Raw genomic sequence first — 23,096 nt, 5'->3', positions numbered from 1 at the left:
ACACTCGCGCACCGTCACGGGGGCGCGCGATGGGGAGTCCTGATCTGATGCTTGCGACTTCCACGGCGCGCGACGGGGCGCCTCTCCGCAACCGGCCGGCGTCCGCCCGCCCCTCGACCTTTCGCCCATGATGGACGGTTTGGCCCGTCAGCGGGAGGCCGCGCGCACCGGCGGCACGACCGATCCGGCCGCGCACGGCGAAGCGACGGCAGGCGATGGGCGTGCGGCACGAGACGACACCCCCACGCGGGACGACGCGACCGGGCGCGACAGCGTGGACCGTTCGTTCTTCTGGTCGCTGGTGCAGGCCGCCCAGCCGCTGCGCCGCCATCCCTGGCTGCCGGACGCGGTGGGGGTGGCGATGTTCGGCTTCGCCCTGGCGCTGCGCTTCGCGGTGGACGATGTGCTGCCGCCGGGCTTCCCCTTCCTCACCTTCTTCCCGGCGGTGATCCTCACCACCTTCTTCTGCGGGCTGCGGCCGGGCATCACTTGCGCGGTGCTCTCCACCTTCGCCGCCTGGTTCTTCTTCATCGGTCCGGCCAACGGGATGCGGATCGACGGCCAGAGCCTGCTGGCGCTGGGCTTCTTCGTCGTCATCGCCGCCATCGACATCACGCTGATCCACTTCACCTTCAGCGCCGCCGATCGGCTGCGAAGCGAGAAGGAGACCACCGCCCGGCTCTATGAGAACCAGCGCACCATGTTCCAGGAGCTGCAGCACCGCGTCGCCAACAACATGCAGTTCGTCGCCGCCCTGCTCAGCCTGCAGAAGCGCAAGGTGGGGCAGGATGCGGGCCAGGCGATCACCGCGCTGGACGAGGCGCGCTCGCGGCTCGACACCATCGCCCGCATCCACCGCCAGCTCTACGCCCCCGAGCGGCTGGACCTGCCCACCGACCAGTTCCTGCGCCAGCTCTGTTGCGATCTCGTCACCGCCTCCGGCACGCCCGGCATTGGCTGCACGGTGGACGCGCCGAACCTGCCGCTGAATGTGGCGCAGCTCACCACCCTGTCCATGCTGGTGGCGGAGATCGTCACCAATTCCCTCAAGCACGCCTTTGTCGGCGCCGAGACCGGCCTCATCGTCATCACCGTGCTGCCCGCCGCGGCCGGCCGCTACGAGATGACCATCGCCGATGACGGGCGCGGCCTGCCGCCCGGCGCCGACCTCTCGCGCAGCGACGGGCTCGGCTGGCGCATCATCCAGAGCCTCGCCTCCCAGCTCGGCGGCAAGGTGGAACTCGCCAACCGGGTCGAGCCCAGCCGCGGCACCGCCGTGCGGGTGCAGTTCGCGCTGGTGTAAGCCGCCGACGGGGACGGAAGGCGTTCACCTGCGCCGCGCTTTGGCGTAAGAGCGAGCCGGCGCCGGCGCGGCGGCACCCTCTCTCATCACCGGCGGGGACAGCATGACTGAGACCTTCGATCTTCTCCTCAAGGGCGGCACGGTGGTGAACCAGGACGGCATCGCCGCGCGCGATGTCGGCATTCGCGGCGGGCGCATTGCCGGCCTCGGCGCGTTCGACGCGGCGCAGGCGGGCGAGACGGTGGACTGCACCGGCCTGCATCTGCTGCCCGGCGTCATCGACACCCAGGTGCATTTCCGCGAACCCGGCCTCGACCATAAGGAAGACCTCGAATCCGGCTCGCGCGCCGCCGTCATGGGCGGCGTCACCGGCGTGTTCGAAATGCCCAACACCAACCCGCTCACCACCTCCGCCGGGGCGCTGGAAGACAAGCTCACCCGCGCCCATCACCGCATGCATTGCGACTTCGCCTTCTTCGTCGGCGGCACGCATGACAATGTGAACGATCTGCCCGAGCTGGAAATGCTGCCCGGCGTGCCGGGGGTGAAGGTGTTCATCGGCTCCTCCACCGGCTCGCTGCTGGTGGCCGACGATCCCGGCGTGCGCGCCATCCTCAAGGTGATCCGCCGCCGCGCCGCCTTCCATTGCGAGGACGAGCCGCGGCTGGAGGAGCGCAAGGGCCTGCGCGTGCCGGGCGACGCCTCCTCGCACCCGGTGTGGCGCGACGAGATCGCCGCGCTGACCGCCACCACGCGGCTGGTCAACCTCGCCCGCAGCGAGGGCAAGCGCGTGCATGTGCTGCACATCACCTCACAGGAAGAGATCGAGTATCTGCGCGGCCAGAAGGATGTCGCGACCGTCGAGGTGACGCCGCATCACCTCACCATGGACGCTTCCTGGTACGCCACCCATGGCACGCTGGTGCAGATGAATCCGCCGGTGCGCGAGGCGCGGCACAGGACGGCGCTGTGGCGCGGGCTGGCGGAGGGCGTGGTCGACGTGCTCGGCTCCGACCATGCCCCGCACACGCGGGAAGAGAAGGCCAAGCCCTATCCGGCCAGCCCCTCGGGCATGACCGGGGTGCAGACCTTCGTGCCGACCATGCTCGACCATGTGAATGCCGGCCGGCTGACGCTGGAGCGCTTCGTCGACCTTTCCAGCGCTGGCCCGGCGCGCATCTTCAACATCGCCACCAAGGGCCGCATCGCGGTGGGCTATGACGCCGACTTCACCATTGTCGACCTCAAGCGCCGCGAAACCATCCGCAATGAGTGGATCGCCTCCAAGGCCGGCTGGACGCCCTATGACGGGGTCGAGGTGACGGGCTGGCCGGTCGGCACGCTCATTCGCGGCAAGCGGGTGATGTGGGAAGGCGAACTGGTGACGCCGGCCAAGGGCGAGGCGATCCGCTTTCTGGAAACGCTGGCGCGGGGGTGAGGCTCAGACCGTCATTCCGGACGGCCGCAGGCCGATCCGGGGTCGCAATCCGAACGACGATCCCGGCTCTCCGCTGCGCTTGCCTCGTCCTCCCTCATGGCCGGGCTTGACCCGGCCATCCAGGCTTTCACGCCACTGGGTCCCCGGGTCGAGCCCGGGGATGAGGACCTCGCGGGTCCTCGCCATGACGGCACTCTCAATAGGTCACTTCGGCCAGATAGAGCCCGGCCGAGGGCGCCATCGGGCCGCAGCGCGTGCGGTCCTTCGCCTCCAGCGCGGCGGTCACGTCGTCCGGGGTCCACGCCCCCTCGCCCAGCTTCACCAGCGTGCCGACCATGGAGCGCACCTGATGGTGCAGGAAGGAGCGCGCCTGCGCGTGCACGCGGATCTCCATGCCCGGCCCGGTGAGCGGCACGGTTTCCACCTCCAGCCGGTCGAGCGTCTTCACCGGCGAGGCCGCCTGGCAGCCAATGGCGCGGAAGGTGGTGAAGTCATGCCGGCCGATCAGCCGGGCCGCGCCTTCCGCCATCGCCTGCGCGTCGAGCGGGCGCAGCACCCGCCACGCGCGGTCGCGTTCCAGCACGAGGTCCGGCCGGCGGGCGATGATGCGGTAGAGATAGCGCCGCCCCGTCGCCGAGAACCGGGCGTGAAAATCCTCCGCCACCTCTTCCGCCGCCAGCACCGCGACGGGATGCGGGCGCAGATGCGCGTTCATGGCGTCGCGTACCGTGTCCGGCTTCCAGTCGCGGGCGAGTTCGACATGCGCCACCTGCCCGGTGGCGTGCACCCCGGCATCGGTGCGCCCGGCGCCGTGGACCGGCACCGTCTCGCCGGAAAAGCGGCGCACCGCCTCCGCGAGCACGCCCTGCACGCTCAGCCCCGCCGCCTGGACCTGCCAGCCGACAAAGGGGGTGCCGTCATATTCGATGGTGAGCTTGTAGCGCGGCATGGTGTTTTCCTGCGCGCTCTGTAGCGCCCGGCGGCGCCCGCGTCACCTGTGGGGGTGGCATGCCCCCGTCACGCCCTCATGCCCGGGCTTGACCCGGGCATCCAGTCTTTCGCCGCGTCCGACAGCAGCTGGGTCCCCGGGTCAAGCCCGGGGATGAGGGAAGGAGGGGGCAGCCCCCTCTCCACGCCCCCTTGCCCCGGCGCGGCGCCGGGGGCATCGTGCGGCCGCAAACGGAGCCCGCAATGCCCGCCAACGATGCCCATCACGAGACTGTCGACACCGGCGACCATGTCGTCCTGATCGACGGCTCGGCCTATATTTTCCGCGCCTATCACGCTTTGCCGCCGCTCACCCGCACCTCCGACAAGCTGCCCGTCGGCGCGGTGGCGGGCTTCTGCAACATGCTGTGGAAGCTGGTGCGCGCCGGGCAGAATGGCGGCGGATTCGCGCCCCGGCCGACCCATCTCGCCGTGGTGTTCGACAAATCCGAACAGACCTTCCGCAAGGATATCTACCCGCTCTACAAGGCTCAGCGCCCGGAGCTGCCGGAGGATCTGCGCCCGCAATTCCCGCTGATCCGCGAGGCCACCCGCGCCTTCGACCTCGCCTGTGTGGAGCAGGCCGGCTTCGAGGCCGACGACCTCATCGCCACCTATGCCGAGCAGGCCAAGGCGCGCGGCGCCCGCGTCACCGTCATTTCCTCCGACAAGGATCTGATGCAGCTCGTCGATGGCCTCGTGCGCATGTACGACCCGATGAAGGACAAGGCGATCGGCGTCGAGGAAGTGTTCGAGAAATTCGGCGTCGCCCCGGACAAGGTGGTGGACGTGCAGTCGCTCGCCGGCGATTCCGTCGACAATGTGCCCGGCGTGCCCGGCATCGGCATCAAGACCGCCGCGCAGTTGCTCGCCGACTATGGCGACCTCGACACGCTGCTCGCCCGCGCGGGCGAGATCAAGCAGACGAAGCGGCGCGAGAACCTGATCGAGTTCGCCGACCAGGCCCGGCTCTCGCGCCAGCTCGTGACGCTGAAGCGCGACGTGCCGCTCGACGTGCCGCTCGACGACATCGCCGTGGTGGAGCCGTCGGCCACCCGCCTCGTCGCCTTCCTCAAGGCGATGGAGTTCACCACGCTGACCCGCCGCGTGGCCGAGGCCTATGAGGTCGATGTCGCCGCCATCGAGCCCGATCCCGACCTCAAGGCGGGGGGGCCCTCCCTCATGGCCGGGCTTGACCCGGCCATCCAGACAGCGGAGGCCGCCGGCGACGGGCTGGGTCCCCGGGTCAAGCCCGGGGATGAGGGCGCGCCAATGGGAGACGCCGGCTTCACGCCTCTCGCCCTCGCCGCCGCCCGGCAGGCGGAAGCCACCGCCACCCCGGTCGACCGCACCCGCTACGAGACGGTGCGCACACTCGCCCGGCTGGAGGAGTGGATCGCCCGCGCCCGCGCGGCCGGCACCGTCGCCGTCGACACCGAGACCACCGGCCTCGACCCGATGCAGGCGGAGCTGGTCGGCTTCTCGCTCGCCACCGGGCCGAACGAGGCTTGCTATGTCCCGCTCACCCATAAGGGCGGCGATGAGGGCCTGTTCAGCGAGGGGCTGCTGCCGGACCAGATTTCGCTGCGCGAGGCACTCGCGGCGCTCAAGCCGCTGATGCAAGACCCGGCCGTGCTCAAGGTCGGGCAGAACCTGAAATATGACTGGCTGGTGCTGAGGCGCCTCGGCATCGAGGTGGCGCCCTATGACGACACGATGCTGATCTCCTATGTGCTCGACGCCGGCGCCTCGCCGCACGGCATGGACCCGCTCTCCATGCGCTGGCTCGGCCACACCCCGATCAAGTTCGAGGAGGTGTGCGGCAAGGGCAAGGGGCAGATCACCTTCGACCGCGCCCCGCTCGACCGGGCAAGCGAATACGCCGCCGAGGACGCCGATGTCACGCTGCGGCTGTGGCGGGTGCTCAAACCCCGCCTCGCCAGCGAGGGCAAGGCCACCGTCTATGAGACGCTGGAGCGCCCGCTCGTCGCCGTGCTCGCCCGCATGGAGGCGCGCGGCATCATGATCGACCGGCAGATGCTCTCGCGCCTGTCCGGCGAGTTCGCGCAAGGCATGGGCCGGCTGGAGGCGGATATTTCCGAGATGGCGGGGGAGAGCTTCAACCCCGGCTCGCCCAAGCAGCTCGGCGACATATTGTTCGGCAAGATGCAGATTCCCGGCGGGCGCAAGACGCCGACGGGCGCCTGGTCCACCGGCGCCGACGTGCTGGAGGAGCTGGCGGAGCAGGGGCACGAGCTGCCGCGCCGCATTCTCGACTGGCGCCAGCTTCAGAAGCTGAAATCCACCTATGCCGACGCCCTGCCCTCCTATGTCCATCCCGAGACGGGCCGGGTGCATTCCTCCTTCGCCCTCGCCGCCACCACCACCGGGCGGCTCTCCTCCTCCGAGCCCAATCTGCAGAACATCCCGGTGCGCTCGGAAGAGGGGCGCAAGATCCGCAAGGCCTTCATCGCCGCGCCGGGCCACAAGCTGATCTCGGCCGATTATTCGCAAATCGAGCTGCGCCTGCTCGCCGAGATCGCCGACACGCCCTCGCTGCGCCAGGCCTTCCAGGACGGGCTCGACATTCACGCCATGACCGCCTCGGAAATGTTCGGCGTGCCGATCGAGGGCATGCCGGGCGAGGTGCGCCGGCGGGCCAAGGCGATCAATTTCGGCATCATCTACGGCATTTCCGCCTTCGGCCTCGCCAACCAGCTCTCCATCCCGCGCGAGGAGGCGGGCGCCTATATCAAGCGCTATTTCGAGCGCTTCCCCGGCATCCGCGCCTATATGGACGAGACCCGCGCCTTCGCCCGCGAGCATGGTTACGTGGAAACGCTGTTCGGCCGGCGCTGCCACTACCCCGACATCAATGCCAAGAACCCCTCGATCCGCGCCTTCAATGAGCGCGCGGCGATCAATGCACGGCTGCAGGGTTCGGCCGCCGACATCATCCGCCGCGCCATGGTGCGGATGGATGGGGCGCTGGAGAAGGCACGGCTGTCCGCCCGCATGCTGCTGCAGGTGCATGACGAACTGATCTTCGAGGTGCCGGACGAGGAGGTCGCCGCCACGCTTCCCGTGGTCCGTGAGGTGATGGAACTCGCCCCCTTCCCGGCGGTGGCGCTGAAGGTGCCGCTGAAGGTCGACGCCCGCGCGGCGTTGAACTGGGACGAGGCGCATTGAGGGGGTGGGCGGCGGCCAGCCCTCATCGTCATCCCGGCCGAGCGACGCGAGAGCCGGGATCGTGCGCCGCTTGCCGCCGCTCCTCTGGTAACGCCCCTCATCCCCGGGCCTGACCCGGGGATCCAGCCCATCCTCCCCGCCCCGGTCCGCAGGCTGGGAGGCCGGGAGGCCGGGTCAAGCCCGGCCATGAGGGGCAGGGTGGCGGCGGACGCGGCCAGCCCTCATCGTCATCCCGGCCGAGCGCCGCGAGAGCCGGGATCGCGTGCCGCTTGCCGCCGCTCCTCTGGTAACGCCCCTCATCCCCGGGCCTGACCCGGGGATCCAGCCCATCCTCCCCGCCTCGGTCCGCAGGCTGGGTGGCCGGGTCAAGCCCGGCCATGAGGCGCATTGAGGGGCGGACGCGGCCAGCCCTCATCGTCATCCCGGCCGAGCGGCGCGAGAGCCGGGATCGCGTGCCGCTTGCCGCCGCTCCTCTGGTAACGCCCCTCATCCCCGGGCTTGATCCGGGGATCCAGCCCATCCTCCCCGCCCCGGTCCGCAGGCTGGGAGGCCGGGTCAAGCCCGGTCATGAGGGGCAGGGTGGCGGCGGACGCGGCCAGCCCTCATCGTCATCCCGGCCGAGCGCCGCGAGAGCCGGGATCGTGCGCCGCTTGCCGCCGCTCCTCTGGTAACACCCCTCATCCCCGGGCTTGATCCGGGGATCCAGCCCATCCTCCCCGCCTCGGTCCGCAGGCTGGGAGGCCGGGTCAAGCCCGGCCATGAGGGGCAGGGTGGCGGCGGAACGACCGCCGGTTCCTCAGAACTCCACGTCCAGCTCTTCCATCTCGTCGGGCTCGGCGCGGGCGGCGTCCATCCATTCCTGCATCGCCGGCAGGGCCAGCATGGTGGCGCAATAGGCGCGGCTCGCCGGGTCCAGCGGCACGTCATAGGTGGTGAAGCGCGAGCAGACGGGGGCGTACATCGCGTCCGCCATGGTCGGCGCCGCGCCGAACAGATAGGGCCCGCCGGAGGCGGCGAGGCATTCCGTCCAGATGGTGACAATGCGCAGAATGTCGCTATGCGCGCCCGCCCACACCTTGAAGCCGGGATGGTGCGCCTTGATGTTCATCGGCAGCGCCGAGCGCAGATTGGCGAAGCCCGAATGCATCTCGCCGCAAATGGAGCGGCAATGCGCCCGCGCTGCCCGATCCCTGGGCAGAAGTCCGGCCTCTGGCGCCCATTCGTGCAGATATTCGGCGATGGCCAGCGTGTCCCAGATGCGCAGCCCCTCATGGTCGAGGCGCGGCACCAGGAAGGAGGAGGATTGCAGCAGCAGCTCCGCCCGGATCGCCGGATCGTCGGCGGAGACGCGCGCCTCGGTGAAAGGCAGGCCGGCCAGCCGGCACAGCAGATAGCCGCGCAGCGACCAGGACGAGTAGTTCTTGCTGCTCAGCGTCAGCACCGCCGCCGGAACACCCGGCTCCTGCGGGGCCTTCACCTTCGCGGCCGCCTTTGCCGGCGCCCTCTTGCGGGCCGGAGCGGTGGCAGGCTTGGGCATGGCGGTCGCGGAGGGCATGGCAGGCGTCCTGTTCGGCGGGGCGTTCAGTGTGCAGCCCGCAAGAGGCAATCACACTTCGTGCCATTCCTGACAGGGCTGTGACAGCGCGCCGGGCGCCCCGGCGCCTTTCACCTCCTTCGTAATCGCCTTGACGACCTGCTTGACGACCTGCTTGACGACCTACTTGGCGACCTACCCGGCAACCTCCTTGGCAGCGTCATTGCATCCGCTCTAGGATGGCGCCGGCAGACCTGCCGATCCCGCATCGCCGCGCGCGCCCCGCCCGCCGCTCCTTCTGCCGGAAGATCGCCCGCCCATGCTCTATGCCGCCTATCAGGCCCAGTCCGACCTGTTCGATCCGCTCCGCCTCGCGGCCAGGCTGTCGCGGCAGATGCTCGGCACGATGGGTGAGGCGATGGGCGGCCTCCACGACACGCCGCTGCTGCGCAACCTCTCGGCCGGCTTCGAGATGATCGAGCGCGCCGGGCTGAGCCATGAGCGCCCGCCCTTCGCCATCGGCACGGTGATGGTGGGCAATCGCGAGGTGGAGGTGCGCGAGGAGGTGGCGCTGGCCTTGCCCTTCGGCTCGCTGCTGCATTTCGCCAAGGATGTCGAGCAGAAGCAGCCGCGCCTGCTCGTCGTCGCGCCGCTGTCGGGCCATTTCGCCACGCTGCTGCTCGACACGGTGAAGACGCTGCTGCCGGAAAACGATGTCTACATCACCGACTGGCACAATGCCCGCGACGTGCCGCTCAGCGAGGGCGGCTTCGGCTTCGACGATTATGTCGCCCATGTCATCCGCTTTCTGGAAGAGATCGGGCCGGGGGGGCATGTGCTGGCCGTGTGCCAGCCCTGCGTGCAGGTGCTCGCCGCCGGGGCGGTCATGGCGCAGGACAACAACCCCGCCCAGCCGCTCTCCATGACGCTGATGGCCGGGCCGGTGGATACCCGCATCAACCCGACCAAGGTGAACGAACTCGCCACCTCCAAGCCGATCGACTGGTTCGCGCAGAACCTCATCGCCACCGTGCCGCCCGGCTTCAAGGGCGCGGGGCGGCGGGTCTATCCCGGCTTCATCCAGGTCGGCGCCTTCATGGCGATGAATCTGGAACGCCATGTGAAGGCGCATGTCGGGCTTTATGAGAACCTCGCCATGGGCGAGCACGACAAGGCGGCGACCACCAAGACCTTCTATGATGAATATTTCGCCGTGCTCGATCTCGCCGCCGAGTTCTATCTGGAAACCATCGCCAAGGTGTTCCAGCAGCACGAATTGCCGCGCGGCGTGCTGACCTATCGCGGCCAGCGCATCGACTTCCGCGCCATCCGCCGCACCGCGCTGCTCACCGTGGAGGGCGAGCGCGACGATATCTGCGCCGTCGGCCAGACGGTGGCGGCGCAGGACATCTGCACGGGCCTGCGCCCGCATCTGCGCCGCCACCACATGCAGGCCGGCGTCGGCCATTACGGCGTGTTCTCCGGCCGCCGCTGGAAGGGCCAGGTCTATCCGCTGGTGCGCAGCCACATCCTCGCCGCCGATGCGTGAGGCGCGGGGCGGGCCCTGACCCCCGCCGGGCGTTCTGCCGACAGGCGCCCGCCCTGCCCAACACACCGTCACGCCCGGTCCCGGGCCGGGCATCCACGCCTTCCCCGCCTCGCGCCCGGTCCCTGAAGACATGGAGGACCGCGACAAGCCCGGCCATGACGCTCTCCGCGATGCCGCCGTCCCGCCCGACGCCCCGTCATGAACCCTTCGTCGCCCGGAGAGCCACCGTCACGCGCGCGTCACCATTGACGCGGCAGGCTGCTGCACCCCATGGTGCGGCCGTCTTCCAACCTGCGGAACCAAAGGAGTGTCCCCGAGAATGTCAGTCTGGCCGGTCTACGGAAAAATCGACGGTCCCATCGTGATGATCGGCTTCGGCTCGATCGGTCGCGGCACCCTGCCCCTGCTGGAGCGGCATTTCGATTTCGACAAGGAACGGCTGACCGTCATCGACCCGGTGGACGACAACCGCGCCCTGCTCGACGAGCGCGGCATCCGCTTCCTGCAGCTCGCCATCACCCGGGAAAACTACATCGAGGTGCTGAAGCCCCTGCTGACCACCGGCGGGCGTGGCTTTCTCATCAACCTCTCCGTCGATACCGGTTCGGTCGACATCATGACGCTCGCGCGCGAGTGCGGCGCGCTCTACATCGACACCGTGGTCGAGCCCTGGCTCGGCTTCTATTTCGACAAGGACGCCACCCCCGCCAGCCGTTCCAACTACGCGCTGCGCGAATCCATGCTCAAGGCCAAGCGCGCCAATCCCGGCGGGCCGACGGCGGTTTCCTGCTGCGGCGCCAATCCCGGCATGGTGTCGTGGTTCGTCAAGCAGGCGCTCATTGATGTCGCCACCGACACCGGGCTCGACTTCACCGAGCCCACCACCCGCGAGGGCTGGGCGGAGCTGATGGCCCGCGTCGGCGTCAAGGGCATCCACATCGCCGAGCGCGACACCCAGCGCGCCCGCGATCCCCGCCCCTTCGGCACCTTCGTCAACACCTGGTCGGTGGAAGGCTTCGTCTCCGAGGGCCTTCAGCCGGCCGAGCTCGGCTGGGGCACGCACGAAACCTGGATGCCGGCCAACGCGCACACGCATAATTTCGGCTCCGGCGCGGCGATCTATCTGATGCAGCCGGGCGCCGCCACCAAGGTGCGCACCTGGTGCCCGAGCCTCGGCGCCCAGCACGGCTTCCTCGTCACTCACAACGAGTCGATCTCGATCGCCGACTATTTCACCCTGCGCAATGGCGCGCAGGTCGCCTATCGCCCGACCTGCCATTACGCCTACCATCCGTGCAACGATGCGGTGCTGTCCTGGCACGAGATGTTCGGCAATGAGGGGCACTTCTCGGGCGACTGGACCATCCTGACCGAGGGCGAGATCGTCGACGGCCGCGACGAGCTCGGCGTGCTGCTCTATGGCCACGCCAAGAACGCCTATTGGTACGGGTCGCAGCTCACCATCGAGGAAGCGCGCAACCTCGCCCCCTACCAGACCGCCACCGGCATGCAGGTCACCTCCGCCGTGCTCGCCGGCATGGTGTGGGCGCTGGAAAACCCGGAAGCCGGCATCGTCGAGACCGACGAGATGGATTACCGCCGCTGCCTGGAAATCCAGAAGCCCTATCTCGGCACGGTGAAGGGCTACTACACCGACTGGACCCCGCTGGACGGCCGCCCCGGCCTGTTCCCGGAGGATATCGACCCCTCCGACCCCTGGCTGTTCCGCAACATTCTGGTGCGGTGAGGCGCAGCGACGGCCGGAGGCTCACCCCTCCGGCCGGCCGATGCTGAGGCAGCGCCGGCGCGCCGCCTCCAGCCCTTCGGCCACCACCTCGGTGAGGCCCGCCGCCCGCAGCGCCTCCAGCCCCGCCGCCGTGGTGCCGGCATAATCCACCATCTCCTGAACGAATTCCGCCGCCGGCCGCTCGCTCCCCGCCAGCATCGCCCCGGCGGCATGGAAGAGCTGCCCCACCGCCCGGCGCGCCACGACAGGCGCCACGCCCTGGCCTTCGGCATAATCCTGCACCGCGGCGGCGAAAGCGGCGACGAAGCCGGGCACCGGGCCGGTGATGGCGGTGAACACGTCGATCTGGCCCTCGTCCGGCACCTCGTCCTGCGTCCCGCAGGCGGAAAACAGCGCCCGCACCACCGCCCGGTCGCCCTCGCTCACACCCGGCCCGGCGAAAAACGGCGAATAGGCCATGCCGAGCGCGGCGGCGGGGCTCGACATCGCCCGCACCACCCGCGCCCCGCCGCTGATCGCCGTGAGTTCGTCGACCCTCACCCCGGCCATGACCGAGACCGCCAGCCGCCCCGCGCCGGCAAAGCGCAGCGCCCGCCCGGCGGCGGGGGGAAGCGCGAGCAGGATCACCTCGCAGCGATCCGCCAGCCTCCCCACATCCGCGTTCCAGTTCACCCCCGGCACAGCGGCGAGCGGCCCCGCCGGGCCGGAGCGGTTGGCGACCCACAGATGCTCCGGCCTCACCACGCCCGCGCGCAGCAGCGCCGTGCCGATCGCCCCGCCGAGCTGGCCGCCGCCGATCAGCCCCACACTCTGCCCGAGAACCGCCATCCCGCCTCCTGATCCTCCCGCCGCCGGCCAGCGTACACCAGGAGGCGGCAGGCACGGCTGCGGCGCCCGCGACATTCGTCCGGTTGGAATGCGGCGCCCCTCACCCTATAAGCACGGCACATTCTGCCGGCAGCGATCCGTCGAGGAAGTAGCGATGAACAAGCCTGTTGCGGCCAAGGACACCTCCGTGGCCCTCACCCCCGCCCCGGGCGGCGGGCTGCCCGCCGGCCACCCGCCGGTGGCCTTCGGCAAGATCGGCGTGCTCATCGTCAATCTCGGCACGCCCGACGGCACCGATTACTGGTCGATGCGCCGCTACCTCAAGGAGTTCCTCTCCGACCGGCGGGTGATCGAGGTCAACCGCGTGCTGTGGTGGTTCATCCTCAACGTCATCATCCTGTCCATCCGCCCGCAGGCGAAGGGCAAGGATTACGCGACGATCTGGAACAATGAGCGCAATGAAGGCCCGCTGCGCACCATCACCCGCGCGCAGTCGGAAAAGCTCGCCGCCGCGCTCGGCGTGCGCAGCGACCGGCTCGTCTTCGACTGGGCGATGCGCTACGGCAACCCGTCCATCGCCTCGCGCATCGAGGCGCTGCAGGCGCAGGGCTGCGAGCGGCTGCTCCTCGTGCCGCTCTATCCGCAATATGCCGCCGCCACCTCGGCCACGGTGTGCGACGCCGCCTTCGACGCCCTGAAGAAGATGCGCTGGCAGCCGGTGCTGCGCGTCGCCCCGCACTGGCCGGACGAGCCGGCCTATATCGAGGCGCTGGCCAACTCCATCACCTCGGAACTCGCCACGCTGGACTGGGAGCCGGAGCTGGTCATCGCCTCCTTCCACGGCATTCCGAAGGAATATTTCGACAAGGGCGACCCCTATCACTGCTATTGCTACAAGACCACGCGGCTGGTGCGCGAGAAGCTCGGCTGGCCGGAGGGCAAGCTGCGCCTCACCTTCCAGTCGCGCTTCGGCAGCGCCGAATGGCTGCAGCCCTACACCGACAAGACCATCGAGGCGCTGGCGAAATCCGGCGTGAAGCGGCTCGCCGTGCTCACCCCCGGTTTCGTCGCCGACTGCCTGGAAACGCTGGAGGAAATCGCCGGCGAGAACGCCGAGATCTTCCACCATAATGGCGGCGAGAAGTTCCACTTCATCCCCTGCCTGAACGACTCACCCGGCGGCATCAAGGTGCTGGCAGCGGTGGTCGCGCGCGAGCTGAAGGGCTGGGTGGAGATTTAAGAAGGCGCCCTCTCCACCATCGCACCCTCATCCCCGGGCTCGACCCGGGGACCCAGCCTACCCGCGCCACGGCTCGGGTTTCCGTCTTTGGGTGGCCGGGTCAAGCCCGGCCATGAGGGAGAATGGGGGCGGCCGGCACCTCAGCCTGACGACGCAACACCTCAGCGCTACATCCTCGCGCCGTCATCCTGAGGCGCGAGCGCAGCGAGCCTCGAAGGACGCAGGCCGTCTCCACCTTCACGCCCTCATCCCCGGGCTCGACTCGGGGACCCAGCCTCCCCGCGCCACGGCTCGGGTTTCCGTCTTTGGGTGGCCGGGTCAAGCCCGGCCATGAGGGAGAATGGGGGGCGGCCGGCTCCTCAGCCTGACGGCACGGCTAAAGGTGGCCCCTCGTCATCCCAAGGTGCGCGCAACGCGCGCCTCGAAGGACGCAGGCGCGGCCCACCTTCACGCCCTCATTCCCGGGCCTCGGACCGGCCGAAGGCGAAGGGGGCTTGCGTCATCCCGGACGGCCGGAGGCCGATGCGGGATCGCTCCCCGCCCGCTCACATCGCTGGAACCGATCCCGGCGCGGCGCCCGCGGCGCCGACCGGGATGACGCATCCTGACGGCGTGGCCGGGTCCTCTGTCACCTCGCGAAACCCAAAGTGTGTTGCCGCGCCCCGCCCTATCGCCCAAGCAGGGCGTCCCGCGACAGCCACGGAGCGCCGCCCATGTCCCCATCCGCACGCCGCGAACCCGGCCTTCCCGCCGCCGACGATCCGCGCAGCGAGATGCAGCGCATGCTGGCGGGCGATCTCTACCGCGCCAGCGATCCGGAGATTCAGGCCGCCGAGCGCGCCTGCTTCACCTGGCTCGCCCGCTTCAACGCCTCGCTCACCCTCTCGCGGGCGGAGCGGCGGGCGCTGCTGGCGGAAGGACTCGGCACGGTGGGCGAGCGCACCGGCATCCGCCCGCCCTTCCACTGCGATTACGGCTTCAACATCCATCTCGGCACGGGGGTGTTTCTCAATTTCGACTGCGTGATCCTCGACGTGGTGGCGGTGCATATCGGCGACGGCACCGAGATCGGGCCCGGCACCCACATCTACACCGCCGAGCACCCGCGCGACGCGGAGGTGCGCCGCCTCGGCCTGGAATATGGCCGGCCGGTGAACATCGGCCGCAATGTGTGGATCGGCGGCAAGGCGATCCTCCTGCCGGGCATCACCATTGGCGACAATGCGGTGATCGGCGCCGGGGCGGTGGTGACGAGGGACGTTCCCGCGGGCGCGACGGCGGTGGGCAATCCGGCGCGGGTGCGGTGAGGGCAGGAGCGCCGCTTCCGAACAACGCTTGCAAACAAAACGGCCGGCGTGTCGCCACGCCGGCCGTCTTTTAGCTTTGTCGATCAGCCGTCAGGCCAACCGGATCAGGCCGATCACTCGGCCTTCTCCAGAGAGGCGGATCAATCCGCCTTCTCCAGAGAGGCGGATCAATCCGCCTTCTCGGCCTGCTTCTTCAGCGCGGCGCCGAGGATGTCGCCGAGCGAGGCACCGGAATCCTGCGAGCCGAACTGGGCCACGGCTTCCTTCTCCTCGGCGATTTCCAGCGCCTTGATCGAGACCTGCACCTTGCGCGCCTTGCGGTCGAACAGGGTGACGCGGGCGTCGAACTTCTCGCCGACGGCGAAGCGGTCCGGGCGCTGGTCGCCGCGGTCGCGGGCCAGTTCCGAGCGCTTGACGAAGGTGGTCATGTCGGAGCCGATGATCTTCACATCGACGCCGCCATCCTTCACGTCGATCACCTCGCAGGTGACGATGGCGCCCTTGCGCAGTTCGCCGGCGTCCTGGAAGGGGTCACCGCCGAGCTGCTTCACGCCGAGCGAGATGCGCTCCTTCTCGACATCCACGTCGAGAACGACCGCCTTGATCATGTCGCCCTTCTTGAACTCCTCGATCACCTGCTCGCCCGGACGGTTCCAGTCGAGATCGGAGAGGTGGACCATGCCGTCCACATCGCCGTCGAGGCCGAGGAACAGGCCGAACTCGGTCTTGTTCTTGACCTCGCCCTCGACCACCGCACCGGCCGGATACTTCTCGGCGAAGGCGTCCCAGGGGTTCTGCAGGGTCTGCTTGAGACCGAGCGAGATGCGGCGCTTGACCGGATCGACCTCGAGGATCGCCACTTCCACTTCCTGCGAGGTGGCGACGATCTTGCCGGGGTGGACGTTCTTCTTGGTCCAGCTCATTTCGGAGACGTGGATCAGGCCTTCGATGCCCGGCTCCAGTTCCACGAACGCGCCGTAGTCGGTGATGTTGGTGACGCGACCCTTGAAGCGGGCCTCCACCGGGTACTTGGCCTCGATGCCCTCCCACGGATCGCCGAGGAGCTGCTTCATGCCGAGCGAGATGCGGTGGGTCTCGTGGTTGATCTTGATGATCTTCACCTTGACCGTCTGGCCGATGGTGAGCACCTCGGTCGGGTGGTTCACGCGGCGCCAGGCGATGTCGGTGACGTGCAGCAGGCCGTCAATGCCGCCAAGATCGACGAACGCACCGTAATCGGTGATGTTCTTGACCACGCCGTCGATGACCTGACCTTCTTCGAGGTTCTGCACCAGCTCGTGGCGCTGCTCGGCGCGGGTCTCTTCGAGAACCGTGCGGCGCGACACCACGATGTTGCCGCGGCGACGGTCCATCTTGAGGATCTGGAACGGCTGCGGGTTGTGCATCAGCGGGCCGACATCGCGGATCGGGCGGATGTCCACCTGGGAGCGCGGCAGGAAGGCCACGGCGCCGTCGAGGTCGACGGTGAAGCCGCCCTTGACCTGGTTGAAGATGACGCCCGTCACCTTCTCCTGCGCGTTGAACGCCTTTTCGAGGCGGACCCAGCTTTCTTCGCGGCGGGCCTTGTCGCGGGAGAGGACGGCTTCGCCCAGCGCGTTCTCGACGCGCTCGAGATAGACCTCGACCTCGTCGCCGACCTTGATGTCCTGGTCGCGGCCGGGGCCGGCAAATTCCTTCAGTGCCACGCGGCCTTCGGTCTTCAGGCCGATATCGATGATCGCGAGATCCTTCTCGATCGCGACGACGATGCCCTTGACGACGGAACCTTCGGCGAGCTCGGACTGGCCGAAGCTCTCTTCGAGCATGGCGGCGAAATCGTCACGCGCGGCGGCAAGCGTTTGAGTAGCGGACATAGATGCTCCTTGCCAGGATCTGCGCCGGACGGGGTTGAATGAGCCTCTTTTCCCACGGACGCCGGGTCTGGCAGGCCCGGCGCTGTCCGCCCGTGAGGGCAAACCCGGCGCGCTGGCCGCGGGAGAAAAGGCTTGGAGCTTGGAGGGCGATTTACCGATTCGATGGGTTCAATCGGATCGGATCGCACTCCAGGTAAACGCATGTTCGGCGTCGGCGCCACGCGCGGCCCTTTTCTCAAGGAGCCGAGACGCCAGGCACGCCGCCGGGAAAAGCTGTGTGGGTCCGGGGCAAGCCGCGAGGCGGGAATCGGAGGACAGGCCTCCAAGCGACGGAGAGCGCGCATCCCGCGCCTCCGGCCCTCCCGATGGACCGCCTCGAAAAGATGGTGGCCCGGACACGCGCGTGCAATAGCGCAAGGGGAGGGGAAGGGCAAGCGGGGGGGGGTTGGAGCTAAATGATTACAAAAGGCCAACCTGTTAAGACGACTCACGAATTTGGCGTATTCGGACTTGACAAAATGAAAACGCGGAGTCTTCCGTTGACGCAGTTCTTGCGGCGCACTACGTTAGATTCACTCTCGCAACCTGAAGCCACTGCCTCGGCAGTGGACCCGTCCAAGACGGCGACCCTTGGGTCTAGGGTTGCGAGACCATTATCGTAGCTGGCGATGCCATATTGTGAACTTTCCCCGCATCGCAGTGTCTATTTGCGCATTTTTGATGCCAGCACGATCCAGAATATAATCTGAAAGCTCACACTTCGCTGGCGACGCTTCTGGCTTGAGGCGATGGCCGTTCAGTTGAAACGCAAGACCACCTAGCATGACGTCGACCAGTTGAATTGCTTGGCATTGCGCCGAATCCCGAAAATGAACGCGACGGAATGGCCAATCCCTCTTGTCACCACTCTTCGCTAATCCCCTGTTCAATATAAGCCTTAGTTCTTCGGTCGATGAATTTGTTTTTCGACTGTCAGGGTATAAATGAAACATGTTAGTCTTATACAGACGCCCCATCTTCATTGCGAGCTGATATATTTCCTTGTTAAAGCCGGCTTCACGCGAGCCCATATTGAACTTCGCGTCATTTATCTTAGATGTATCAACTACTATTGTATGAAAATCGATATATCTAATATTAACGGGATTATTGAAGAATAAATCAACGATTTTCTTATAGGCTGGCAATTTTGATCTTGACACTTTAACCCATGCGCATTCGCCCGACGGCAATTCAGGGTGCCGAACCTCTGCCATGGCTTGCTCGAATAGCGAGGCTTGATTCGTTGGAATAATTAGAGCGCCGAGCGCCAAATATCGATGCTTGGTTTGGCTCGACTCGTCTATGTAAACGTCGCTAAATTCGTTCATCTGGATCAACTGAATCTTCGTCGTTTAATTATAAACGTGAAACTCAAGTCGCTTCGTTAATAGAATATATCGATGTCGACCAGAGAAGCCCATTCACATCCCGCCGAGGGTTACACATTGGCGCTGTGGTCCTTGATGCAATCTTGACCTTGGTTTCGACCCCACGGCGGGCGATCTGAAAACACCTCCCCGCTGGAATCAAAATCTCGTGCAATAAACCGCTCTGCCACATCTCGATGGGCCGCCCGTTCCCCAAGGTTCGGGGCGGCTCTGTTTGGGTGCTACTCAGCAAACCATGCGAGAGACGGTGTCCGACTCCGGCCTACACGTCAACCTTGCGTCACAAACTCTAGTGTGGAGTGCGTGAAAAAATCCCCAAATCTAGATGGCGTCTGAAGGTGTCCGGTGACGAAGCCGCTATGCAATCGAGAGGGGATTCGCGCACCAAGTCCAGCGCCGAACGCAATGGGCAGGAAAAGGCGGTGAACAGTGGGGATGACGTGAATGTCAAAAGACTAGGCCACTAGAAGTGGCTTTTCATAACTCCGGCAGCGGAAGCTGCCGCTTTAAGGCCCCCCAGTTGAATACTGAGCCTTAGCCAACTTGCTGTGACGGCCGCACCGAGGCGCGTCTTCCCCGAAACTCCGTCATCCCGGCCGCAGCCGAAGGCTTCGAGCCGGGATCGTCCACCAAGCTACCGACACGATCCCGGACAGGACCTGCGGTCCTTCCGGGATGACGCGGGCGGCAGCGCGTTGAAATGGGGGCTCGCATGCGGGGCGCCCGGCCGGGCCGGCCTTCGTCCCGGCGAAAGCATCACCCCCTCCCCGCCCGCACCACCGCCGCGACGCCCATGAGGATCAGCCCGGTGCAGATCCCTGCCGCCACCACGGCGGTCGGGGTCATGCGGGCGCCGCCGGAAAGGTGCAGCGGGCCGAGGCGGACATCATAGGCCGCCTTCATCTCGTGCGGATGCGTCGGCGGGGCGGCGAGCCAGTCGAGCGCGGGGGAGGGTCGGGGGCCGGCCGCGCCTGAAAACGAGGCGGGGCGCGCGGCGGGAGGCGGCGCGGTCACGGCGCCCGGCACGGCGGCGTTGGCGGGGGTCAGGTTCGGCATCGGGGTTTCCTCCGGCGGAACCTCGATTATGGACCGGAATCCCGCCCCGTCGAGGGCCGGCCGCGCGCGCCGCGCAGGCCCCCACCCCGCTCGCCACCGCGAACGCCCCTGCTCGCGCGCTACCGCGAACGCCGCTTACGCGCGGCTCCTACGCGCGGCTCCTAGGCGCGGCTCTTGCGCGCCAGCCACACATCCATCACCCAGCCGCGCGCCGCCTTCACCTGCGCCCGCCTTGCCGCGATCTCGCCGGCGACCTCCGTCAGCCTTCCCTGCGCCAGCACCTGCGCCGGGGTGCCGAGATTGGCGCCCCACCAGACCTCGCCGTCAAAACCCCGCGCCGCCAGCGCGGCGAGACTGGTGCCATCGTCCAGCAGCACGGCGAAGGCGGGGGAAGCGGGCGTCGCTGCCGCCACATTGCGCCCGGTGGTGAGCGCCACTTCCTCGCCAATGGCGTTGAGCGGGATGCCATGCGCCGCGCACAGCGCCTGCAGCGCCGTGACGCCGGGAAACACTTCCATAGCGAAGTCCACCTGCGCCCGCGCCATGGCGAGCACGCGCAGGGTGGAATCATAGAGCATCGGGTCGCCCCAGACGAGCAGCGCGCCCGTCCCCTCCTCCGATAGCTCCGCACGGATGAGGCCGGCGAGCAGGCGGGCGCGGGCGTCGTGCCAGTCCGCCACCGCGCCCTCATAGGTTTTTCGCGCGCCTTCCAGCGCAGCCGGGCGGCGGGGCGGGCTCGGCGCCCGCACCACGCGGTGGCCGGGCCTGCCGAAGCGGGCGATCAGCTCTTCGCGCGCCGCCACCAGTTCCCCGGCGCCTTCCCCCTTGTCGAGCAGCACGAAGGCATCCGCCCGGCCGAGCGCCGCGATGGCGTGGCCGGTGAGCCCTTCCGCCTCGCCCATGCCGATGCCGATGACCAGCACCCGGCGCATGGCCTAGCCCGCCGCCGGGGCGGCATCGCGCGCGGAAAAGACCTCGCGCGCGATGAACAGCGCGTCGAGCGCGGCGGGGAAGCCGGCATAGAGCGCCATCTGCATGATGACCTCCACCACTTCCTCGCGCGTCGCCCCGACATTCAGCGCCGAGCCGATATGCACGCGCAGCTCCCGCTCGGCATGGCCGAGGCAGACCAGCCCGGCGACGGTGGCGAGCATGCGGGCGCGCAGATCCAGCCCCGGGCGCGAATACACATCGCCATAGCCGAACTCGAAAATATAGCGGGCGAAATCGGGGGCGACATCGCCGAGCGCGGCCATCACCTCCTCGCCGGAGCGGCCGGTGATTTCCGACAGCCGCGCCTGGCCACGGGCGAGGCGGTCGTCGGCGGGGAGAGATTTGGCCGCATCGGACTCATCGGCCCGATCGGTCTCATCGTCCACCTCATCGGACTCACTAGCCACACTCATCGCGCCCCTCCCAAAGCCTGCCGGCGGGCAAGGATGGCCAGCGCCGCCTGCCAGCTTTCCTCGACACCGAGATGGGTATTGTCGAGGATTTCGGCATCCTCGGCGCGCAGGAGCGGGGCGCTGGCGCGCCCGCTATCCCTTTCATCGCGCTTGGCAATATCCGCCAGCACCTGCTCGAAGGTGACGGCTTCGCCGCGCTGGACAAGCTCGGCGTGGCGGCGCGCGGCGCGCGCTTCCGGCGTCGCGGTGACGAAGATTTTCACCTGCGCGTCCGGCGCGATGACGGTGCCGATATCGCGCCCGTCCAGCACCGCCCCGCCCGGCTGGCGGGCGAAATCCTGCTGCAAGGTCAACAGCTTGGCGCGAACGCCCGGCAGGGCGGCGACGCGCGAGGCGGCTTCCCCGATGGCGCCGGATTTCAGCGTTTCGGGGTCGAGGGTGGCAAGGTCCAGGCCGCCGGCGAGGCGTTCGAGAGCGGCTTCGTCATCGAAATTGACGTGTTCCGCCAAGGCCTTGGCGCCCACCGCCCGGTAGAGCAGCCCGGTGTCGAGATGCGGCAGGCGGAAATGCGCGGCGAGCCGCCGGGCGATGGTGCCCTTGCCCGAGGCGGCCGGTCCGTCAAGCGCGATGATCACGCCGCCGCCTCGCTCTCGATCACCGCCCCCAGCGCCCGCATCTGCGGGAGGAAAGTGGGGAAGGAGGTGGCGATGAAGGAAATATCGTCCACTTTCAAGGGCTTGTCGGTGGCGAGCCCCATGACGAGGAAGCTCATGGCGATGCGGTGATCCATATGGGTCGCCACCGTGCCGCCCCCCGCCGCCGCCCCGGCGCCGGTGACGATGAGGTCGTCACCCTCGATGCGGTAGGCCACACCCGCCTGCGCCAGCCCGTCCGCAACAGCCGCGAGCCGGTCGGACTCCTTCACCCGCAATTCGGAAAGCCCGTTCATCCGCGTCTCGCCGGTGGCGAAAGCGGCGGCAACGGCCAGCACCGGATATTCGTCGATCATCGACGGCGCCCGCTCCGCCGGAACGTTCACCCCGGTGAGCGCGGAGGCGCGCACGCGAATGTCGGCGACGCTCTCGCCGCCTTCCACGCGCTCGTTCTCGAAGGCGATGTCAGCGCCCATCTCCTTGAGCGTGATGAACAATCCAGTACGCAGCGGGTTGGTCATCACCCCCTCGATCACCACTTCCGAGCCCGGCACGATCAGCGCCGCCACCAGCGGGAAGGCGGCGGAAGAGGGGTCGGCCGGCACGCGGATCGGCGCCGGCTTCAGCTCCGGCCGGCCCTTCAGCGTGACCTTGCGGCCGTGTTCGCCATAGGGCTCCACCGTCACCTCGGCGCCGAAATGGGTGAGCATGCGCTCGGTATGGTCGCGGCTCGCCTCCTTCTCGATCACCGTCGTTTCGCCCGGTGCGCCAAGGCCGGCGAGCAGCACGGCGGACTTGATCTGCGCCGAGGCGACGGGGCTTTCATAGGTGATCGGCACCAGCTCCTGCGGCCCCTTGAGGGTGAGCGGCAGGCGCCCGCCTTCGGCGGCGTCGACGACCGCGACGCCCATCTGCTCCAGCGGGTCGAGAATGCGACGCATCGGCCGGCGGCGCAGGCTCGCATCGCCGTCGAAAGTGGCGGTGATGGGATTGCCGGCGACCACGCCCATCATCAGCCGCGAGCCGGTGCCGGCATTGCCGAAATCGAGCACGCCCTCGGGGGCCCGCAGCCCGCCGACGCCGACGCCATGCACCCGCCATTCGCCCTCGCCCACCCGCTCCACATCCGCGCCGAGCGCAGCGCAGGCCTTGGCGGTGTTGAGCACGTCCTCGCCCTCCAGCAGGCCGGAGATGCGGGTTTCGCCAATGGTGAGCGCACCGAAGATGAGCGAGCGGTGCGAGACCGACTTGTCGCCGGGCACGCGCACCCGGCCCTTCAGCGCCGGGGAGCGGCGGGCAAGGGCGGGAACGGGAAGGGTGGCGTGACCGGTGCTGCTCATCACTCAAGCCTTGTCTTGCGATGGATCGGGAAACCGTCCCCCCAGGGGAGCGGTAACGCGGGGCGCCGGGAGACGGGCCATCCGGCGCCCGCAGGCGCGGCCCCTCCTAGCACGAGGCCCCGCCTGCCGCCACGGCCCTTGCAGATGCGGCTTGACTCCGCCACTTCAGCGGTTCAATGGGAGCACCCTTTCCATCACCACCCGAGGTCCGAAAC

17 protein-coding genes are annotated in these 23,096 nt (G+C 68.2%); 7 read left to right on the top strand and 10 right to left on the bottom strand.

Translation table 11 applies throughout. The annotated features are described in order from the left end of the window. The first annotated feature begins 127 nt into the window (after window positions 1–127). Window positions 128–1,303, top strand: a complete 1,176-nt coding sequence (locus AAC979_RS18515; RefSeq protein WP_371348354.1) for a sensor histidine kinase — start codon at window positions 128–130, stop codon at window positions 1,301–1,303. 103 nt (window positions 1,304–1,406) lie between these two features. After that, window positions 1,407–2,741: a dihydroorotase gene (locus AAC979_RS18510; protein WP_371348353.1), complete on the top strand. Its 1,335-nt coding sequence runs from the start codon at window positions 1,407–1,409 to the stop codon at window positions 2,739–2,741. Between the two features lie 196 nt (window positions 2,742–2,937). Here the strand turns inward: AAC979_RS18510 and truA are convergent, their stop codons facing one another. Continuing rightward, on the bottom strand, window positions 2,938–3,690 hold the full coding sequence (gene truA / locus AAC979_RS18505) for a tRNA pseudouridine(38-40) synthase TruA (protein ID WP_371348352.1): 753 nt from the start codon (window positions 3,688–3,690) through the stop codon (window positions 2,938–2,940). 242 nt (window positions 3,691–3,932) lie between these two features. On the opposite strand from truA, the gene polA reads away from it, so the two are divergent. Further along, window positions 3,933–6,917 carry a DNA polymerase I gene (gene polA, locus AAC979_RS18500; RefSeq protein WP_371348351.1) on the top strand — a complete coding sequence of 995 codons (2,985 nt, stop codon included), beginning with the start codon at window positions 3,933–3,935 and terminating at the stop codon, window positions 6,915–6,917. Window positions 6,918–7,713: 796 nt separating this feature from the next. Here the strand turns inward: polA and AAC979_RS18495 are convergent. Next, entirely contained in the window at window positions 7,714–8,472 is a 759-nt protein-coding gene (locus tag AAC979_RS18495) for a glutathione S-transferase (protein WP_371348350.1), read from the bottom strand. A 298-nt stretch (window positions 8,473–8,770) separates the two neighbouring features. On the opposite strand from AAC979_RS18495, the gene AAC979_RS18490 reads away from it, so the two are divergent. Next, the gene (locus tag AAC979_RS18490; protein ID WP_371348349.1) at window positions 8,771–10,000 is read left to right on the top strand and encodes a polyhydroxyalkanoate depolymerase; all 1,230 of its coding nucleotides are present in this window, start codon (window positions 8,771–8,773) and stop codon (window positions 9,998–10,000) included. Window positions 10,001–10,319: 319 nt separating this feature from the next. Continuing rightward, window positions 10,320–11,747: a homospermidine synthase gene (locus tag AAC979_RS18485; protein WP_371348348.1), complete on the top strand. Its 1,428-nt coding sequence runs from the start codon at window positions 10,320–10,322 to the stop codon at window positions 11,745–11,747. Window positions 11,748–11,768: 21 nt separating this feature from the next. On the opposite strand, the gene AAC979_RS18480 is transcribed toward AAC979_RS18485, so the two are convergent. After that, entirely contained in the window at window positions 11,769–12,575 is an 807-nt protein-coding gene (locus AAC979_RS18480; protein WP_371348347.1) for a pyrroline-5-carboxylate reductase family protein, read from the bottom strand. A gap of 154 nt (window positions 12,576–12,729) precedes the next feature. Here AAC979_RS18480 and hemH point away from each other — a divergent pair, with 154 nt between their 5' ends. Beyond that, window positions 12,730–13,815, top strand: a complete 1,086-nt coding sequence (gene hemH / locus AAC979_RS18475) for a ferrochelatase (protein WP_371348346.1) — start codon at window positions 12,730–12,732, stop codon at window positions 13,813–13,815. A 713-nt stretch (window positions 13,816–14,528) separates the two neighbouring features. Continuing rightward, window positions 14,529–15,122 carry a sugar O-acetyltransferase gene (locus AAC979_RS18470; RefSeq protein WP_371348345.1) on the top strand — a complete coding sequence of 198 codons (594 nt, stop codon included), beginning with the start codon at window positions 14,529–14,531 and terminating at the stop codon, window positions 15,120–15,122. 167 nt (window positions 15,123–15,289) lie between these two features. Here the strand turns inward: AAC979_RS18470 and rpsA are convergent, their stop codons facing one another. The 7 genes from rpsA to aroA all read right to left on the bottom strand — a co-directional run bounded on the left by rpsA (window position 15,290) and on the right by aroA (window position 22,881). Continuing rightward, window positions 15,290–16,996: a 30S ribosomal protein S1 gene (rpsA, locus tag AAC979_RS18465; protein WP_371348344.1), complete on the bottom strand. Its 1,707-nt coding sequence runs from the start codon at window positions 16,994–16,996 to the stop codon at window positions 15,290–15,292. 653 nt (window positions 16,997–17,649) lie between these two features. Continuing rightward, on the bottom strand, window positions 17,650–18,366 hold the full coding sequence (locus AAC979_RS18460) for a DUF3800 domain-containing protein (protein WP_371349095.1): 717 nt from the start codon (window positions 18,364–18,366) through the stop codon (window positions 17,650–17,652). Between the two features lie 816 nt (window positions 18,367–19,182). Beyond that, window positions 19,183–19,482: a hypothetical protein gene (locus tag AAC979_RS18455; RefSeq protein ID WP_371348343.1), complete on the bottom strand. Its 300-nt coding sequence runs from the start codon at window positions 19,480–19,482 to the stop codon at window positions 19,183–19,185. 161 nt (window positions 19,483–19,643) lie between these two features. Further along, window positions 19,644–20,414: a precorrin-6A synthase (deacetylating) gene (cobF, locus tag AAC979_RS18450; protein ID WP_371348342.1), complete on the bottom strand. Its 771-nt coding sequence runs from the start codon at window positions 20,412–20,414 to the stop codon at window positions 19,644–19,646. 3 nt (window positions 20,415–20,417) lie between these two features. Further along, window positions 20,418–20,888: a carboxymuconolactone decarboxylase family protein gene (locus tag AAC979_RS18445; RefSeq protein ID WP_371348341.1), complete on the bottom strand. Its 471-nt coding sequence runs from the start codon at window positions 20,886–20,888 to the stop codon at window positions 20,418–20,420. Beyond that, a complete protein-coding gene (cmk, locus tag AAC979_RS18440; RefSeq protein ID WP_371348340.1) occupies window positions 20,885–21,523 on the bottom strand; it encodes a (d)CMP kinase in 639 nt (212 codons plus the stop codon). The genes AAC979_RS18445 and cmk overlap by 4 nt, the downstream gene beginning before the upstream one ends. Further along, complete coding sequence (gene aroA / locus AAC979_RS18435) at window positions 21,520–22,881, bottom strand: 3-phosphoshikimate 1-carboxyvinyltransferase (RefSeq protein WP_371348339.1); 1,362 nt, start codon at window positions 22,879–22,881, stop codon at window positions 21,520–21,522. The genes cmk and aroA overlap by 4 nt, the downstream gene beginning before the upstream one ends. Between the last annotated feature and the right edge of the window lie 215 nt (window positions 22,882–23,096).

This window comes from Ancylobacter sp. IITR112, from assembly GCF_041415945.1.
Taxonomy (GTDB): domain Bacteria; phylum Pseudomonadota; class Alphaproteobacteria; order Rhizobiales; family Xanthobacteraceae; genus Ancylobacter.
Note: the sequence above shows the minus strand (reverse complement) of the source record. Positions and strands in the feature narration are given on the sequence as shown.

Bases quoted from the DNA above. Each gene is read 5' to 3' on its own strand.
- AAC979_RS18480 (WP_371348347.1), bottom strand. From the start codon at position 12,575: ATGGCGGTTCTCGGGCAGAGTGTGGGGCTGATCGGCGGCGGCCAGCTC.
- rpsA (WP_371348344.1), bottom strand. From the start codon at position 16,996: ATGTCCGCTACTCAAACGCTTGCCGCCGCGCGTGACGATTTCGCCGCC.
- hemH (WP_371348346.1), top strand. From the start codon at position 12,730: ATGAACAAGCCTGTTGCGGCCAAGGACACCTCCGTGGCCCTCACCCCC.
- AAC979_RS18495 (WP_371348350.1), bottom strand. From the start codon at position 8,472: ATGCCCTCCGCGACCGCCATGCCCAAGCCTGCCACCGCTCCGGCCCGC.
- AAC979_RS18460 (WP_371349095.1), bottom strand. From the start codon at position 18,366: ATGAACGAATTTAGCGACGTTTACATAGACGAGTCGAGCCAAACCAAG.
- AAC979_RS18455 (WP_371348343.1), bottom strand. From the start codon at position 19,482: ATGCCGAACCTGACCCCCGCCAACGCCGCCGTGCCGGGCGCCGTGACC.
- AAC979_RS18510 (WP_371348353.1), top strand. From the start codon at position 1,407: ATGACTGAGACCTTCGATCTTCTCCTCAAGGGCGGCACGGTGGTGAAC.
- AAC979_RS18485 (WP_371348348.1), top strand. From the start codon at position 10,320: ATGTCAGTCTGGCCGGTCTACGGAAAAATCGACGGTCCCATCGTGATG.
- truA (WP_371348352.1), bottom strand. From the start codon at position 3,690: ATGCCGCGCTACAAGCTCACCATCGAATATGACGGCACCCCCTTTGTC.
- AAC979_RS18445 (WP_371348341.1), bottom strand. From the start codon at position 20,888: ATGAGTGTGGCTAGTGAGTCCGATGAGGTGGACGATGAGACCGATCGG.
- cobF (WP_371348342.1), bottom strand. From the start codon at position 20,414: ATGCGCCGGGTGCTGGTCATCGGCATCGGCATGGGCGAGGCGGAAGGG.
- AAC979_RS18470 (WP_371348345.1), top strand. From the start codon at position 14,529: ATGTCCCCATCCGCACGCCGCGAACCCGGCCTTCCCGCCGCCGACGAT.
- AAC979_RS18490 (WP_371348349.1), top strand. From the start codon at position 8,771: ATGCTCTATGCCGCCTATCAGGCCCAGTCCGACCTGTTCGATCCGCTC.
- polA (WP_371348351.1), top strand. From the start codon at position 3,933: ATGCCCGCCAACGATGCCCATCACGAGACTGTCGACACCGGCGACCAT.
- AAC979_RS18515 (WP_371348354.1), top strand. From the start codon at position 128: ATGATGGACGGTTTGGCCCGTCAGCGGGAGGCCGCGCGCACCGGCGGC.
- aroA (WP_371348339.1), bottom strand. From the start codon at position 22,881: ATGAGCAGCACCGGTCACGCCACCCTTCCCGTTCCCGCCCTTGCCCGC.